General features: G+C 54.5%; 12 protein-coding genes. All 12 read left to right on the top strand.

The genetic code is table 11. From position 1 onward, the window contains the following. Nucleotides 1-63: 63 nt before the first annotated feature. The 12 genes from bamA (at nt 64) to ACIGCM_RS03945 (ending at nt 16745) form a co-directional block, all read left to right on the top strand. Nucleotides 64-2460: an outer membrane protein assembly factor BamA gene (gene bamA, locus ACIGCM_RS04000; protein ID WP_397500718.1), complete on the top strand. Its 2397-nt coding sequence runs from the start codon at nt 64-66 to the stop codon at nt 2458-2460. 47 nt (nt 2461-2507) lie between these two features. Further along, on the top strand, nt 2508-3017 hold the full coding sequence (locus ACIGCM_RS03995) for an OmpH family outer membrane protein (RefSeq protein ID WP_397500717.1): 510 nt from the start codon (nt 2508-2510) through the stop codon (nt 3015-3017). Then, nucleotides 3017-4078, top strand: a complete 1062-nt coding sequence (gene lpxD / locus ACIGCM_RS03990) for a UDP-3-O-(3-hydroxymyristoyl)glucosamine N-acyltransferase (RefSeq protein WP_397501108.1) — start codon at nt 3017-3019, stop codon at nt 4076-4078. The genes ACIGCM_RS03995 and lpxD overlap by 1 nt, the downstream gene beginning before the upstream one ends. A gap of 49 nt (nt 4079-4127) precedes the next feature. Continuing rightward, nucleotides 4128-4568, top strand: a complete 441-nt coding sequence (gene fabZ / locus ACIGCM_RS03985; RefSeq protein ID WP_339486102.1) for a 3-hydroxyacyl-ACP dehydratase FabZ — start codon at nt 4128-4130, stop codon at nt 4566-4568. Next, nucleotides 4565-5341, top strand: coding sequence for an acyl-ACP--UDP-N-acetylglucosamine O-acyltransferase (lpxA, locus tag ACIGCM_RS03980; RefSeq protein ID WP_397500716.1), 777 nt, complete (start codon nt 4565-4567; stop codon nt 5339-5341). The genes fabZ and lpxA overlap by 4 nt, the downstream gene beginning before the upstream one ends. Before the next feature lie 2 nt (nt 5342-5343). Continuing rightward, nucleotides 5344-6474 (top strand): lipid-A-disaccharide synthase, encoded by a 1131-nt coding sequence (lpxB, locus tag ACIGCM_RS03975; protein ID WP_397500715.1) that lies wholly within the window; start codon nt 5344-5346, stop codon nt 6472-6474. Next, nucleotides 6474-7070 (top strand): ribonuclease HII, encoded by a 597-nt coding sequence (gene rnhB, locus ACIGCM_RS03970; RefSeq protein ID WP_397500714.1) that lies wholly within the window; start codon nt 6474-6476, stop codon nt 7068-7070. Before lpxB ends, rnhB begins: the two co-directional genes overlap by 1 nt. Nucleotides 7071-7322: 252 nt before the next feature. Continuing rightward, nucleotides 7323-8789 carry an alanine/glycine:cation symporter family protein gene (locus ACIGCM_RS03965; protein WP_397500713.1) on the top strand — a complete coding sequence of 489 codons (1467 nt, stop codon included), beginning with the start codon at nt 7323-7325 and terminating at the stop codon, nt 8787-8789. Nucleotides 8790-8900: 111 nt separating this feature from the next. Beyond that, nucleotides 8901-12419: a DNA polymerase III subunit alpha gene (gene dnaE / locus ACIGCM_RS03960; protein ID WP_397500712.1), complete on the top strand. Its 3519-nt coding sequence runs from the start codon at nt 8901-8903 to the stop codon at nt 12417-12419. Nucleotides 12420-12614: 195 nt separating this feature from the next. Next, the gene (gene accA / locus ACIGCM_RS03955) at nt 12615-13565 is read left to right on the top strand and encodes an acetyl-CoA carboxylase carboxyl transferase subunit alpha (RefSeq protein WP_397500711.1); all 951 of its coding nucleotides are present in this window, start codon (nt 12615-12617) and stop codon (nt 13563-13565) included. A 52-nt stretch (nt 13566-13617) separates the two neighbouring features. Further along, on the top strand, nt 13618-14931 hold the full coding sequence (gene tilS, locus ACIGCM_RS03950) for a tRNA lysidine(34) synthetase TilS (protein ID WP_397500710.1): 1314 nt from the start codon (nt 13618-13620) through the stop codon (nt 14929-14931). Between the two features lie 182 nt (nt 14932-15113). Continuing rightward, entirely contained in the window at nt 15114-16745 is a 1632-nt protein-coding gene (locus ACIGCM_RS03945) for a CTP synthase (RefSeq protein ID WP_397500709.1), read from the top strand. Nucleotide 16746: the final 1 nt, after the last annotated feature.

The raw sequence follows: 16746 nt of genomic DNA, 5'->3' as shown, positions 1-16746 counted from the left end.
ATTACAAATCTGTCGCCTTTAGCGGCAGATTTTTTATCGCCAGTTGGAATAAGAAAGGACTTCATGAAACGTCTGCTGCTACCTGTGGTTCTCGCCGCATTGATGATCGCCGAAGTTCACGCCGAGTCCTTCACCATCTCCGATATTCGAGTCAACGGCCTCCAACGGGTGTCCGCTGGCAGCGTATTCGGTGCCTTGCCGTTGAATGTCGGTGGTGAAGCCGATGATCGCTCCTTAGTTGAAGCGACGCGTGAGCTGTTTAAAACCGGTTTCTTCCAGGATATCCAGCTTGGCCGTGATGGCAATGTGCTGGTTATTACTGTGGTTGAGCGTCCTTCGATCTCCAGTATCGAAATCGAAGGTAACAAGGCGATCACGACCGAAGATCTCCTCAAAGGCCTCAATCAGTCGGGCCTTGAAGAGGGTGAGATTTTCCAGCGTGCAACCCTTGAAGGGGTGCGCAACGAATTGCAGCGCCAATACGTTTCTCAAGGCCGTTACTCTGCCAATATTGAAACCGAGGTGATCCCGCAGCCACGTAACCGCGTCGCATTGAAGGTTAATATCAATGAAGGCGAAGTTGCTGCCATTCAGCACATCAACGTGGTGGGTAATACCGTCTTCCCTGACGAAGATTTGACCAGCCTGTTTGAGCTGAAGACCACCAACTGGTTGTCGTTTTTCAAAAATGATGACAAGTACGCCCGTGAAAAACTCTCCGGTGACTTGGAGCGCCTGCGTTCTTACTACCTTGATCGCGGCTACATCAATATGGACATCGCTTCGACTCAGGTCTCGATTACGCCTGATAAAAAGCACGTCTATATCACTGTAAACATCGATGAAGGCGAGAAGTACAAAATCCGCGACGTGCGTCTGAGTGGTGATCTCAAGGTCCCGGAAGACGAAGTGCGCAAATTGCTGCTGGTCAAAGAAGGCCAGGTGTTCTCGCGTAAAGTCATGACCACCACCTCTGAGTTGATTACCCGTCGCTTGGGTAATGAGGGTTATACCTTTGCCAACGTGAATGGTGTGCCAGAGCCCCATGATGACGATCACACCGTGTCGGTGATGTTTGTTGTTGATCCGGGCAAGCGTGCATACGTTAACCGCATCAACTTCCGTGGCAACACCAAGACTGAAGACGACGTTCTGCGCCGTGAAATGCGCCAGATGGAAGGGGGCTGGGCTTCAACTTACCTGATCGATCAGTCTAAAACGCGACTTGAGCGTCTTGGCTTCTTTAAAGAAGTGAACGTTGAAACGCCAGCCGTGCCGGGCACTGATGACCAGATCGACGTCAACTACAGCGTTGAAGAGCAGGCGTCGGGCTCCATTACCGCCAGCGTTGGTTTCGCTCAGAACGCCGGTTTGATTCTCGGTGGCTCGATCACCCAGAACAACTTCCTCGGTTCGGGTAACAAGGTAAGCCTTGGTTTGACCCGTAGTGAATACCAGAGCCGCTATAACTTCGGCTTCGTAAACCCCTACTGGACGCCAGACGGTGTCAGCTTGGGTTACAACCTGTTCTTCCGTGAAACTGACTACGATGAGCTCGACACTGACGTCGCAAGCTACTCGGTAGACAGCTACGGTGCGGGCATGAGCATTGGTTATCCAATCAGCGAAACCTCGCGCCTGACCTATGGTCTGACTGTTCAGCAAGATGACATCGACACCGGTATTTATACGGTGGATGAAATCTATGACTTCCTTGAAGAGGAAGGCGACAGTTACCTGAACTTCAAGGCCTCGATCGGCTGGTCTGAGTCCACGCTCAACCGTGGTGTCCTGGCTAACCGTGGTCACTCGCAGAGCCTGGTGCTTGAAACCACCATTCCGGGTAGTGATCTTTCGTTCTACAAACTTGATTACCGCGGCCAGATATTCACGCCGCTGAGCGACAACTACACCATGCGTTTCCATACCCAGTTGGGCTACGGCGACAGCTACGGTTCAACCTCGGAACTGCCGTTCTACGAGCACTACTACGCCGGTGGTTTCAACTCGGTCCGTGGTTTCGAAGACAGCAGCCTGGGCCCGCGCAGTACGCCAAGTGTTGTACGTAATGACCAGGGCGAGATTATTTACGGTGTGCAGGATGCTAATGGTCGCTACACCGACCCTGACCAAGACCCGCTACCCTTCGGTGGTAACGTACTGGTTCAAGGTGGTGCAGAGCTGTTGTTCCCACTACCGTTTGTGAAGGATCAGCGTTCACTGCGTACCTCGCTGTTCTGGGACGTAGGTAATGTATTTGATACCAATTGCTCTTCTGCGCAAAAAGCGGAGAGCGACAGCTGCAACATTGAATTTGGCAACATGGCCAGCTCGGTCGGTGTCGGTTTAACTTGGATTACCGCGCTTGGACCGTTGAGCTTTAGCTTGGCAATGCCAGTCAAAGAACCGGATGATGCTGATACTCAGGTCTTCCAGTTCTCCCTTGGTCAGACTTTTTAATCGGTTAACCGCCGATCAACAAAAATGGATTTTTGCAGGAGTGTACCGTGCGTAAAATTACTCAAGTTGTTCTGTTAAGCGTTGCCATGCTGTCGGTTGCTACCCCAGCTATGGCAGAGATGAAAATTGCTGTACTGAACTACCAAATGGCCCTGCTGGAATCTGATGCAGCCAAGCGTTATGCCGTTGATGCCGAGAAAAAATTCGGCCCGCAACTGAGCAAGCTGAAAAAGCTGGAAAGCGATGCCAAGAGTATTCAGGATCGCCTGGTAAAAGGCGGGAAAAGCATGAAGGACTCCGATCGCGAGCGTCTTGAGCTTGATTTCAAGCAAAAAGCCCGTGACTTCCAGTTCCAGTCCAAAGAACTCAACGAGCAAAAAGCTGCTGCTGACCGCGACATGCTGAAAAAACTCAAGCCGAACCTTGATAAGGCTGTTGAAGAAGTGATCAAGAAAGGCAGCTTTGATTTGGTTCTCGAGCGTGGCGCAGTTATTGATGTCAAACCTCAGTACGACGTCACACGCCAGGTTATCGAGCGCATGAATCAGATGCGTTGATCATGAGCGCACCGGTTTACACGCTGGGTCAGTTGGCCCAGCGTCTTGGCGCTACACTGCGTGGCCCGGCTGACAAAGTCATATCGGGCTTGGCAACCTTGCAGGAGGCCAACGCGCAGCAGCTAAGCTTTCTGGCAAACCCCCAATACCGCAAACATCTGGCTAGTTGCCAGGCCGCTGCGGTTTTGTTGACTGTGGCTGATGCTGAAAGCTACAGCGGTGATGCCTTGATTGTGGCGAATCCATATCTGGCCTATGCCGAACTGTCACATGCTTTCGATCCTAAGCCTGTAGCAGCTGCCGGGGTTCATCCTAGCGCGCAAATTGCTGCGGATACCCAGGTTGACGCAACAGCTAGCATTGGCGCGTTTGCGGTGATTGAGAGCGGTGCCAGTATTGCTGCCGGCGTGACTGTCGGCGCGCATTGCGTGATCGGAGCACGCTCGGTGATTGGCGAAGGTGGCTGGTTAGCCCCGCGGGTGACCATCTACCACGATGTGCGAATCGGCAAGGCTGTAGTGATCCAGTCCGGCGCGGTTATCGGTGGTGAAGGCTTTGGCTTTGCCAATGAGAAAGGTGTTTGGCAGAAAATAGCCCAGATTGGTGGGGTGCAAATCGGCAATAATGTCGAGATTGGCGCCAATACCACCATCGACCGCGGCGCTTTGGCAGACACCCTGATCGGTAATGGCGTCAAGCTGGATAACCAGATCATGATCGCGCACAACGTACAGGTGGGTGATAACACCGCCATGGCCGGTTGTGTCGGTATTTCTGGCAGCACCAAAATAGGCAAAAACTGCATGATTGCAGGTGGTGTGGGCATGGTTGGCCACATCGAAGTGTGTGATGGGGTATTTGTAACCGGGATGACCATGGTCACCCGCAACATTACCGAACCAGGCTCTTATTCGTCTGGTACAGCAATGCAACCCGCAGGTGAGTGGCGCAAAAGTGCAGCGCGCATTCGTCAACTGGACGATATGGCGCGACGCCTGCAACAGCTGGAAAAACAGCTGGCTGCGGTGACTTCTAGCGGGAACGCCTCATCTGATGCTTGAGCATGGCTAAAGTCGTGCTCTTCTTTATTTACTACAGGCTTCTCTGGAAATGATGGACATCAACGAAATTCGCGAGTACTTGCCGCATCGCTACCCATTCCTACTGGTAGACCGCGTCGACAATCTAGACGTAGAAGGCAAGACTATTCGTGCCTACAAAAATGTCAGCATCAATGAGCCATTCTTTAATGGTCATTTTCCTGAGCATCCTATTATGCCCGGCGTACTGATCATTGAAGCAATGGCTCAGGCAGCAGGCATTCTCGGGTTCAAGATGATGGACCTGAAACCGAGCGACGGCACACTGTATTACTTTGTTGGCTCGGATAAACTACGCTTTCGTCAGCCGGTTGTGCCGGGTGATCGTCTGGTCTTGGAAGCTAAGTTTCTCAGCACCAAGCGCAGTATTTGGAAATTCGAATGTAAAGCCAGTGTCGACGGCAAGGAAGTCTGTTCAGCTGAAGTGATCTGTGCGGAACGCAAATTATGAGTTTGATTGACCCTCGTGCCATTATCGATCCCGCTGCCAAGCTGGCTGACGACGTTACTGTCGGCCCGTGGGCGATTATCGGGCCCGATGTAGAAATTGGTGAGGGTACAGTGCTTGGGCCTAATGTAATTATCAAAGGGCCAACTCGAATTGGTAAACACAATCGTGTCTATCAATTCGCTTCGTTGGGGGAAGACACCCCCGACCGCAAGTACAAAGGTGAGCCAACCCGTCTGGTAATTGGCGATCACAACATCATCCGCGAAGGTGTCACCATGCACCGCGGAACGATTCAAGACCGTGATGAAACCACCGTTGGCGATCACAACTTGATCATGGCTTATGCCCACATTGGCCATGACAGTGTGGTGGGTAATCACTGCATCCTGGTTAATAACGTCGCCCTGGCCGGGCATGTACACATTGGTGACTGGGCAATTTTGTCTGGCTACACCTTGGTGCATCAGTTCTGCCACATCGGTGCGCATAGCTTTGCCGGTATGGGCACTGCAATTGGCAAAGATGTTCCGGCTTATGTCACGGTTTCTGGCAACCCTGCTGAAGCCCGCAGTATGAACTTTGAGGGCTTGCGCCGGCGTGGTTTCTCGGCGGAGTCGATCCATGCACTGCGCCGTGCCTACAAAACGGTTTACCGTCAGGGGCTGACCATCGAAGAAGCCTTGAAAGAGCTGGCGGAGCCGTCGAACGAATTCCCTGAAGTCGCGGTATTCCGTGACTCTATCCAGGCCTCCCAGCGCGGCATTACTCGCTAAGCATGGCTCGCATATGTGTAGCTCTGGTAGCGGGTGAGGCTTCCGGTGACATTCTTGGCGCCGGTCTGATTCAGGCATTGAAGCAGCGCCATGGCGATGTCGAGTTTATCGGTGTTGGCGGCCCGCTGATGGAAGCCGAAGGCTTGCAATCAATCTTCCCGATGGAGCGACTGTCGGTGATGGGGTTGGTTGAGGTGCTTGGCCGTCTGCCTGAACTTCTCAAGCGTCGTCGTCATTTATTGCGCGATCTTATCGCGGCTAAACCCGACGTATTTATTGGCATTGATGCCCCTGACTTCAATCTTGATCTAGAGCTTAAGCTGCGCCGTACCGGGATTAAAACCGTGCACTACGTCAGTCCCTCTGTGTGGGCTTGGCGGCAAAAGCGTGTGCTGAAAATTCGTCAAGCCTGCGATTTGATGCTGACGCTGTTTCCGTTTGAAGCCAAGTTCTACGACGATTACCAGGTGCCGGTGCGTTTTGTGGGTCACCCACTGGCCGATGCTATCCCGTTGCAGGCTGATCGCAGCGCTGCCCGTGAGGTGCTCGACCTGCCACTTGATGGGCCTGTTGTCGCGCTGATGCCAGGCAGTCGTGGTGGGGAAGTGTCACGGTTGGCCCCGCTGTTTTTTGACGCGGCTGAGCGTTTACGCAATTTGCGCCCCGGTATTCAGTTTGTTGTGCCTTGCGCAAATGCGCAGCGCCGCGAACAAATTGAACAAATGCTGATCAATCGCGATCTGCCACTGAAGCTGCTCAATGGTCAGTCGCATTTGGCTTTGGCGGCTTGCGATTCGGTGTTGATTGCCTCCGGCACTGCGACGCTTGAAGCGTTGTTATACAAGCGACCGATGATTGTGGCTTACCGCGTAGCGCCACTGACCTTTAAGATTCTCAGCCGCATGGTTAAGAGTCCTTATATTTCGCTGCCTAACTTGCTGGCAGAGCGCTTGTTGGTGCCTGAACTGATTCAAGATGCCGCTACGCCCGAAGCCTTGGCGCAACTATTAGCGCCATTGGTAGATGGCGGCGCTGAGCAGACCCTGGGCTTTGATCAAATCCACCGGACCTTGCGCTGTGATGCTTCGGCACAGGCAGCGGACGCGGTGCTTGAGTTGATCGAGCGCAACTGATGCAACTAGGTTTAGATTTCAGTCAGGTTCAAGAGTTGGTCGCCGGTGTCGATGAAGTTGGCCGTGGACCACTTTGCGGCGCTGTAGTAACTGCTGCCGTTATTCTCGACCCGGCCCGGCCGATCCTCGGGTTAAACGACTCAAAGAAACTCACAGCAGCGCGCCGCGAAAAACTCTTTGATGAAATCCGCGAAAAGGCCTTGTCTTGGTGTATCGCCCGCGCAGAAGTTGAAGAAATCGATCAACTCAATATTCTCCACGCCACCATGTTGGCCATGCAGCGCGCGGTTGAAGGCTTAAGCGTCACGCCAAAACTGGCCCTTATCGATGGCAATCGCTGCCCTAAGCTGCAAGTGCCAAGTGCCGCAGTGGTTAAGGGTGATAGCCAGGTGCCTGCCATCGCCGCCGCTTCAATTCTGGCAAAAGTCAGTCGCGACCGCGAGATGCAGGCGCTGGATCTGCAGTACCCCGGTTACGGAATCGCAGGGCATAAAGGTTATCCGACAGCGGTCCATCTTGAAGCCTTAAGGCGCTTGGGGCCCACCCCAATTCACCGGCGTTCATTTGCGCCAGTGCGTATGTTGCTGCCTGAATAGCCTCTATTTTGGCGTAAATGTCGCTTCATTGACCTGATTGGTCGCACCCTCACATGCAGCCATCACCTGCAATGCTGGAAAGTCCATGCCCTTTCTCTGTCTACACTGAGATAGCGCCACCAGGCTCTATTTTCAGCTGAGATTCTTAGCGCGCAATTGCGCCGTCTTGCTCGTCGCTAGCGTCCGAGTTTAATTTTCCCGGGCCTAATCATGGTCCAACGGATAGCCGCTTTGCGCGGTAGGGAGTGATCAATGCAAGGTATCGCCACGCAGGTTGTTGATATTCTTAATGGCCTGATCTGGGGCAAAATCCTTATCTGGCTGTTGGTCGGTAGTGGTTTGTATTTCACCGTAAGGCTGGGCGCTATTCAGTTGCGCCAGTTCGGGCATATCTTCAGCGTGCTCAAGGGCAGCCGGCAGAGTGATGACTCGGGCATCTCATCGTTCCAGGCGTTATGCACCTCACTGGCCGCGCGTGTGGGCACCGGTAATATTGCGGGTGTCGCGGTGGCAATCACCTTGGGCGGTCCCGGGGCGATTTTCTGGATGTGGTTGATCGCCATTATTGGCATGGCCACAGGTTTTGTTGAGGCCACCTTGGCCCAATTATTCAAAACCCGTGACGAGTCTGGTCAGTTCCGCGGTGGCCCTGCCTATTACATGGAGCGCGGCCTTAATGCGCGCTGGATGGGGATTCTGTTCTCGATATTTCTGATCATTGCGTTTGGTTTTGTTTTCAATTCGGTTCAGGCCAACACCATCAGCGGCGCCTTGATCGGTGCTTTTGCGCTGGATTGGGGAAACCTTAGCCTTGGCCAGACTGAGATTCCAATCGCGTCTATCGCCATCGGTGCCGGGTTGGTGGTGCTGACCTCGATCATTATCTTCGGCGGCATGCGTGCGATTGCACGCTTCTCTGAGCTGGCTGTACCGGTTATGGCAGCGGCCTATTTATTGAGCGCGTTGGTCATCATCGTCATCAATATCTCCGAGGTCCCGGCAGTATTGGTGTTGATCTTCAAAAGCGCTTTCGGGTTGCATGAAGCGGCGGCTGGGGGTATCGGCGCGGCAATTATGAACGGTTTCAAACGTGGCCTGTTTTCTAACGAAGCCGGTATGGGCTCGGCACCCAATGCTGCCGCCTCTGCCACGCCTTATCCGCCCCATCCGGTGTCACAGGGCTATGTGCAAATGGCGGGTGTGTTTATTGACACCATGCTGATTTGCACTGCGTCGGCAGCCATTATTCTGTTGGCTCAAGTTCCTACTGGTACCGCGGCGGGCATCACCCTGGTGCAGGATGCGCTAAGTAGTGAACTCGGTGGCTGGGCTAAATACTTCCTGACGGTGGTGATCTTGTTCTTCGCCTTCACCTCGATTGTGGCGAACTACTTCTACGCCGAAAACTGTCTGGTGTTTCTTGAGCACAACCACAAGTCTGGCCTGCTGATCTTCCGCTTGCTGGTGTTGGCCATGGTCATGTTTGGTGCCTTGGCATCATTGCCGTTTGTCTGGAATCTGGCAGACGTGTCCATGGGCTTAATGGCGATTACTAACCTGGTTGCGATTCTGCTGCTGTCAAATCTGGCGTTCAAGTTGGCCAAGGATTACAACGCTCAACGTAAAGCCGGGCTGCTGCCAACCTTTGATGCCACGCAATATCCAGAGGTACAAAAGAAGCTTGAAGCGGGCGTCTGGGATGACCGCAAGCAGGCTTAGTTGCTGAGTTAACGGGATTAAACTGCTAGGGTTGATCAACTCAGGCTGATGTTTTATCCAAGGCCCGGTACAATCCGGGCCTTGTCGTTTTTGTGTTTTGTAAGGGCTGCCATGACTGCTTCGTTCGTCCATTTACGTGTGCACACCGAGTTTTCGCTGGTCGACGGCCTGGTCCGGGTTAAGCCCCTGATCAAGTCAGTTGCCGGTGCGGGCATGCCAGCGGTAGCTGTGACTGACCAGAGCAATATGTGCTCGTTGGTAAAGTTCTACAAAGCGGCCATGGGCGGTGGCATCAAGCCTATATGCGGGGCCGATATCTGGATGGCCAGTGCCAGTGAAGACGGCCCGCTGACCCGTATGACTTTATTGGTGATGAACGCCAAGGGCTACCGCAACCTCACCGAGCTGATTTCACGCGGCTGGAGTGACGGGCAGAGCAATGACTTGGTGATTATCCAGCGTGACTGGGTCAAGGAAGCCAGCGAAGGCTTGATCGCGCTATCGGGCTCCAAAGAGGGCGAAGTCGGTCTGGCTTTGTTGGCGGGTGATCAGGCACTGGCTGAGGCTACGCTCAATGAATGGATGGGCGTCTTTCCTGAACGCTTCTATCTGGAGGTGCAGCGTACCAACCGGGTAAACGACGAAGAGCATGTGCACGCCGCCGTGGCATTGGCAGAGCGATTGTCGGCGCCATTGGTGGCCACCAATGATGTGCGCTTTATCAAGCAGGATGATTACGAGGCCCACGAAACGCGGGTGTGTATTGGTGAAGGGCGTCCGCTTGATGACCCGCGCCGGTTGCGTCTGTACTCCGACCAGCAATACCTGAAGTCGCCAGAAGAAATGGCGGAGCTCTTCAGCGACTTGCCCGAGGCGTTGGCGAACACTGTCGAAATCGCCAAGCGTTGCAACATTGATGTGCAACTGGGTACTTATTTCCTGCCGAACTTCCCAATTCCAGACGGCATGACCATGGATGAGTACTTTCGCAAAGTCTCTTTCGATGGTCTCGATGAACGCCTGGAAGTGCTGCTCCCCAAAGACACGCCGGACTACGACGCCAAGAAGCAGGTGTACATTGACCGGCTGAATTTTGAACTGGATATCATTATTCAGATGGGGTTCCCCGGTTACTTCCTGATCGTAATGGACTTCATCAAATGGGCCAAAAACAATGGCGTACCAGTGGGCCCAGGCCGTGGGTCGGGTGCTGGTTCGCTAGTGGCTTATGTGCAGAAAATTACTGACCTTGATCCTCTGGCGTACGACCTGCTTTTCGAGCGATTCCTCAATCCTGAGCGGGTGTCGATGCCCGACTTCGACGTCGACTTCTGCATGGACGGTCGCGATCGGGTGATCGATTACGTTGCGCAGAAGTACGGGCGCAATGCGGTGAGTCAGATCATCACCTTCGGCACGATGGCGGCCAAGGCGGTAGTGCGGGACGTGGCGCGGGCACAGGGCAAGTCATATGGTCTGGCTGATCGTCTGTCGAAGATGATTCCATTTGAAGTCGGCATGACCCTGGCCAAAGCTTTTGAAATGGAAGAGCCGCTGCGCGACTTCCTCAAGACCGATGAAGAGGCTGCTGAAATCTGGGACATGTCGCTCAAGCTTGAGGGCATCTGCCGGGGCACAGGTAAGCACGCCGGTGGTGTGGTTATCGCGCCGACCAAGCTGACTGACTTTTCGCCCATTGCCTGTGATGAAGAGGGCAATGGTCTGGTGACCCAGTTCGATAAAGACGACGTTGAATCAGCAGGGCTGGTCAAGTTCGACTTCCTAGGGTTGCGCACACTGACGATCATCAAGTGGGCGATGGAAACCATCAACCGCGAGCAGGCCAAGCAGGGCTTGCCTGATCTGAATATCGACTTTATCCCGCTCGACGACAAACCGACCTTTGCCATGCTGCAAAAGGCGGAAACCACAGCGGTATTCCAGCTTGAATCACGGGGCATGAAAGAGCTGATCAAAAAGCTCAAGCCCGACTGCTTGGAAGACATGATCGCCCTTGTAGCCTTGTTCCGTCCGGGGCCGCTGCAGTCCGGCATGGTTGATGACTTTATCAACCGTAAGCATGGCCGCGAGCCGATTTCTTACCCGCACCAGGACTATCAATACGAAGGCCTGCAGCCGGTTTTAGCACCGACTTACGGGATTATTCTGTATCAAGAACAGGTGATGCAGATTGCCCAGGTGATGGCCGGGTACACCCTTGGTGGTGCCGACATGCTGCGCCGCGCCATGGGTAAGAAGAAACCTGAGGAAATGGCCAAGCAGCGTGGCGGCTTCATTGAGGGCTGTGCCAATAACGGCATTGATGGCGATCTGGCGGGTAACATTTTCGACCTGGTGGAAAAATTCGCCGGCTATGGTTTTAACAAGTCCCACTCGGCCGCTTACGGCTTGCTTTCCTATCAGACTGCATGGCTCAAGGCTCACCACTCCGCCGCCTTTATGGCTGCCGTATTGTCGGCGGATATGCACAACACCGACAAAGTCGTCACCCTGATTGAAGAATGCCGCAGCATGAAGCTGCGTCTTGATGCGCCAGACGTAAATACCTCTGAATTTAAATTCACGGTCAACGACGAAGGCTGGATCGTTTACGGTCTGGGGGCCATCAAGGGCGTCGGCGAAGGCCCGGTTGAGGCCATTGTTGAGTCGCGCCGTGACGGGCCGTTCAAGGATCTGTTCGATTTCTGTTCGCGGGTTGACCTTAAGCGCATCAACAAGCGCACCCTGGATGCGCTGGTGCGCAGCGGTGCGCTGGACCGCCTTGGCCCGCATTTCCATGAGGAGATCAAGGCGTACCACGCCAATATTGACCGCAATCGTGGGGTGTTGTTGGCGGCCATGGAGGAAGCTGTTCAAGCCGCGGAGCAAACCGCTCGTAGCCATGACAGCGGCCATATGGACCTATTCGGAGGGGTCTTTGCTGACGAAGAGCAGGACGTCTACGTCAATCACCTCAAGGCGCGCGAGCTGACCCTCAAAGAGCGGCTCAAGGGTGAGAAGGATACCTTGGGACTTTACCTGACCGGCCATCCTATTGATGAGTATGAAGGTGAGGTCCGGCGTTTTGCTCGGCAGCGCATTATTGATCTCAAGCCTGCACGCGATACCCAAACGGTTGCCGGGTTGATCGTTAACCTGCGGGTGATGAAGAACAAGAAAGGCGACAAGATGGGCTTTATCACCCTGGATGACCGGTCCGGGCGCATCGAAGCGTCATTGTTTGCCGACGCATTTGCCAGTAATCAGGCATTGCTGCAAAGTGATGCGCTGGTGGTTGTCGAAGGTGAAGTCAGCAATGATGATTTTTCCGGCGGCTTGCGTTTGCGTGCCAAGCGGGTGATGAGCCTGGAGGAGGCGCGCACCGGTCTTGCGGATAGCCTACGCTTGAAAATCGCAAGTGACGCGCTCAAAGGTGACAAGCTGCGCTGGCTGGCTGACTTGTGCAGTCGCCATCGCGGTGTTTGCCCCATCACCATGGATTACAGCAGCACAGATGCCAAGGCGCTGTTGCAGTTTGGCGAGGGGTGGAGAATCAATCCGGCAGACAGTTTGATTCAGGCATTGCGTGACCAGTTCGGGAAAGACAACGTCTTCCTGCACTACCGCTAATTTTTAGCGCTGAAATTCAGCCTGCAAATTAGCTGGATAAATTATGGCCCTGAGTGGTCTGGGTACTGATGTTGTTGCAAAAGACGATGCAGTGCTCACACTCAGGTGTCGACCTCGATGCGCCTGATCCATTAATGTATGGCGCGAACGGATACAGCTCCCGGCCACTTGGCCGTCGACGCAAGACGGATGACTATGAACCCGAATTTTCTCGATTTCGAACAGCCGATCGCCGACCTGCAAGCCAAGATCGAAGAGCTTCGCCTGGTTGGTAACGACAACTCGTTGAACATCAATGACGAGATTGCTCGCCTGCAAGATAAAAGCAGCACCCTCACCGAAACCATTTTCGGCAACCTCAGCAGCTGGCAGGTCGCGCAACTTGCGCGCCACCCGCGTCGCCCCTATACCCTTGACTACCTTGGGCATATTTTCACTGAGTTCGACGAGCTGCATGGTGATCGTCATTTCTCTGATGATGCGGCCCTCGTTGGCGGTGTTGCCCGTTTGGACGGTGAGCCAGTAATGGTCATCGGTCATCAGAAGGGACGTGATGTTCGTGAAAAGGTGCGTCGCAACTTTGGCATGCCACGTCCAGAGGGCTACCGTAAAGCCTGTCGCCTGATGGAAATGGCTGAGCGTTTCAAAATGCCAATCGTGACCTTTATCGACACCCCGGGTGCTTATCCGGGTATCGATGCGGAGGAGCGTGGGCAAAGTGAAGCGATTGCCTGGAACCTGCGGGTTATGGCGCGCTTGAAAACCCCGATCATTGCCACTGTAATTGGTGAAGGTGGTTCTGGCGGTGCATTGGCCATTGGTGTGTGCGATCAGTTGAACATGCTGCAGTACTCGACCTACTCGGTGATTTCGCCAGAAGGTTGCGCCTCTATTCTGTGGAAAACCGCAGAGAAGGCACCGGATGCAGCTGAGGCCATGGGCATTACCGCTGAGCGCCTCAAAGGCTTGGGGATTGTTGATCAGGTGATCGGCGAGCCACTGGGTGGCGCTCACCGTGACCCTGCAGCGGCGGCTGAATCAGTCCGTCAGGCGCTGGGGGCTCAGCTTAAAGAGCTGAAAAAGCACAGCACTGAAGAGCTATTGGCGCGTCGTTATGAGCGTCTGATGAGCTACGGTATCGCATAAGCGTGCAGTGCGGGCCTTCGCTGGCCTGCCTTGCAATAACCAGGTGTGCGACATGAGCTTGACTGCCAAGGTGCTGGAAAATTTAGCCCCTTGGCGTCAGGCTACCGCTTGGCGAGTCGCCTTTTCTGGTGGTCTCGATTCCACTGTCCTGCTGCATATTTTGGCGAGTCTTGCGCAACGCGAGCACACTCCGCCGCTCTTCGCTGTCCATATTCATCACGGCTTGCAGGCTGAGGGCGACTTGTGGCCAGAGCATTGCCAGGGTGTCTGCACCGAGTTGGCGATACCGCTAAAGGTCGTGCGGGTTAAGGTTGCGCCAGGCGCTAGCCTGGAGCAGGCTGCGCGTGATGCACGCTACAGGGCATTTACCGCTGAGTTGAGCGCTGGTGAATTACTGCTGGTCGCCCAGCATGCCGACGATCAAGCTGAGACCTTGTTGTTCAGATTGCTGCGCGGCGCTGGCGTTCGGGGGTTGGCAGCAATGCCTGTGACGCGTCCGTTGGGGCAGGGGCGCATGCTGCGACCTCTGCTTAACTGCTCACAGTCCGAGTTACAGGACTACGCGCTCAAGCATGACTTGCGCTGGGTTGAAGACCCCTCCAACAGTGATGAACAATTCTCACGTAATTTTTTGCGCAGGCAGGTATTGCCACTGCTCACCCAGCGCTGGCCGCATGCTGTCGGCCATATGAGCCAAACCACCGAGCGCCTGCGTGAAGCCTCTGAGATGCTTGATGACCTGGCCGTTCAGGATCTTGCTTCAGCTCAGTGCGCAGCAAGCTGTGCATGGCTCAAGCTGCCGTGCCTGCAATTGCAGCCTTTGCGCGAGTTGAGCCCCGCACGTCAACGCAATGCCTTGCGTTACTGGCTGCGCGAACTGACGCCGATGCCCGACAGTGAGCATTGGGATGGCTGGCGCAGCTTGCGTGACGCAGCAATAGATGCCGCGCCGATTTGGCGTCTGGCAGCCGGTGAAATTCACCGAGCCGATGAACGGTTGTGGTGGCTGAGCGGTGATTGGTTGCTGCAGCCCGCGCCTATCAACTTGAGCCTGGTGCCCGGGCAGCCGTTAACTTTACCCGGTAATGGCTCTGTACACATTGAGGGCCAACTGCCGGCGGGCGATTGGACTGTGGTTTATCGCCAAGGCGGTGAAGTGATGAATCTACCGGGGCGTGGGCGTCGTGACCTCAAACGCTTGCTCAATGAACAGGCTTTGGCGGTATTTATTCGCGGCCGATTGCCGCTATTGCTCTGTGATGGACAGCTGATGGCCGTGGCAAATATGCCGCAACTCTGCGCCGTTAAAGGCGCTCAGTGGAGTTTTGTCTGGGATTTGCCGACGAGCGATCTGGGTTTGAGCTGAAAAGGGCTTTCGAGTAGACTACGCTCCCGTCTTAATAGTGCTTTTGCTGATTCCGTTTGCCGCAGGCAAAACGACTCGGTGAATGCGTTCTGGTTACTGCGATTTGGTAACCGGGTGCTTTACATTTCCTTCGCTTTCCCCGGCGGCGCTGACCGCTTAAACGCTGATTTCTAGGATTTTTCATGACGCGCTACATTTTCGTCACGGGTGGTGTTGTTTCTTCTTTGGGGAAGGGCATTGCTTCGGCTTCACTGGCGGCTATCCTGGAGGCGCGGGGCCTGAAGGTCACGATGCTCAAGCTGGATCCCTATATCAACGTCGACCCGGGCACCATGAGCCCGTTCCAGCACGGTGAAGTATTCGTTACCCACGACGGCGCCGAAACTGACCTGGATCTGGGCCACTACGAGCGGTTTATCCGCACGACCATGACCCAGAACAACAACTTCACCACCGGTCGCGTCTACGAAGACGTGCTGCGCCGTGAGCGCCGTGGTGATTACCTCGGTGCCACCATTCAGGTGATCCCGCACATCACTGACGAAATCAAGCGCCGTATTATCAAGGGTGCTGGTGACGCTGATGTGGCCATGGTAGAAATCGGTGGCACGGTTGGCGATATCGAATCGCAACCTTTCCTTGAAGCTATTCGCCAGCTGCGTGTTGAAGTGGGCGCCAAGCGCGCCATGTTGATGCACCTGACACTGGTCCCGTACATTGCCACTGCGGGTGAAACCAAAACCAAGCCAACCCAGCATTCGGTTAAAGAGCTGCGCTCGATTGGTTTGCAGCCTGACGTGCTGGTTTGCCGTTCCGACCACCCAATCGATGTGTCCTCGCGTCGCAAGATTGCCTTGTTCACTAACGTTGAAGAACGCGCAGTGATCTCCCTGGAGGACGTCGACACCATCTACAAGATTCCTTCGGTGCTGCACGCCCAGGGTCTGGATGACTTTGTTGTTGAACGTTTTGGTCTGGATTGCGGCGGTGCTGATCTTTCCGAGTGGGACCGCGTGGTTGATGCCAAGCTGAACCCGGAAAAAGAAGTCAATATCGCCATGGTCGGTAAGTACATGGAACTGCTCGATGCCTATAAGTCGCTGATTGAAGCGATGAGCCATGCCGGCATCCAGAACCGTACCAAGGTTAATCTGCGTTATATCGACTCTGAAGAGATCGAAACCAAGGGCACCTCGGTGCTTGAAGGTGTTGACGCGATTTTGGTGCCGGGCGGTTTTGGTCTGCGCGGTGTTGAAGGCAAGATCGAAGCAGTGCGTTATGCCCGTGAGAACAAGATCCCTTACCTGGGTATCTGCCTGGGTATGCAGGTTGCCGTTATCGAGTTCGCCCGAAATGTGCTGGGCTGGAAAGACGCCAACTCCACTGAGTTTGACTCTTCAAGCGCTCACCCGGTGGTCGGTTTGATCACCGAATGGCAAGACGCTACCGGCGCTACCGAACAGCGTACCGAGACATCCGATCTGGGCGGCACCATGCGTCTCGGCGCTCAGGACTGCCAGCTGTCGAGCGGCTCTAGCGTGTATGACTGTTACGGCAAAGACGTGATTGTTGAGCGTCACCGCCACCGTTATGAGGTCAACAATAACCTGTTGCCGAAACTGACCGAAGCTGGCTTGAAGATCACTGGTCGTTCTGGTGATGGTGCCTTGGTTGAAGTGGTTGAAGCGCCTGATCACCCATGGTTTGTGGCGTGCCAGTTCCACCCGGAATTCACTTCGACTCCGCGTGATGGTCACCCGTTGTTCAGTGGCTTTGTTAATGCTGCGCTAACTCAGAAAAGCAAAAAGGCTTAAT

Source organism: Pseudomonas sp. NPDC078700 (genome assembly GCF_044542375.1).
In the GTDB taxonomy this organism is placed as follows: Bacteria; Pseudomonadota; Gammaproteobacteria; order Pseudomonadales; family Pseudomonadaceae; genus Aquipseudomonas.
The sequence above is the reverse complement of the archived record's forward strand: the minus strand, read 5'-3'. Positions and strand labels throughout refer to the sequence as shown.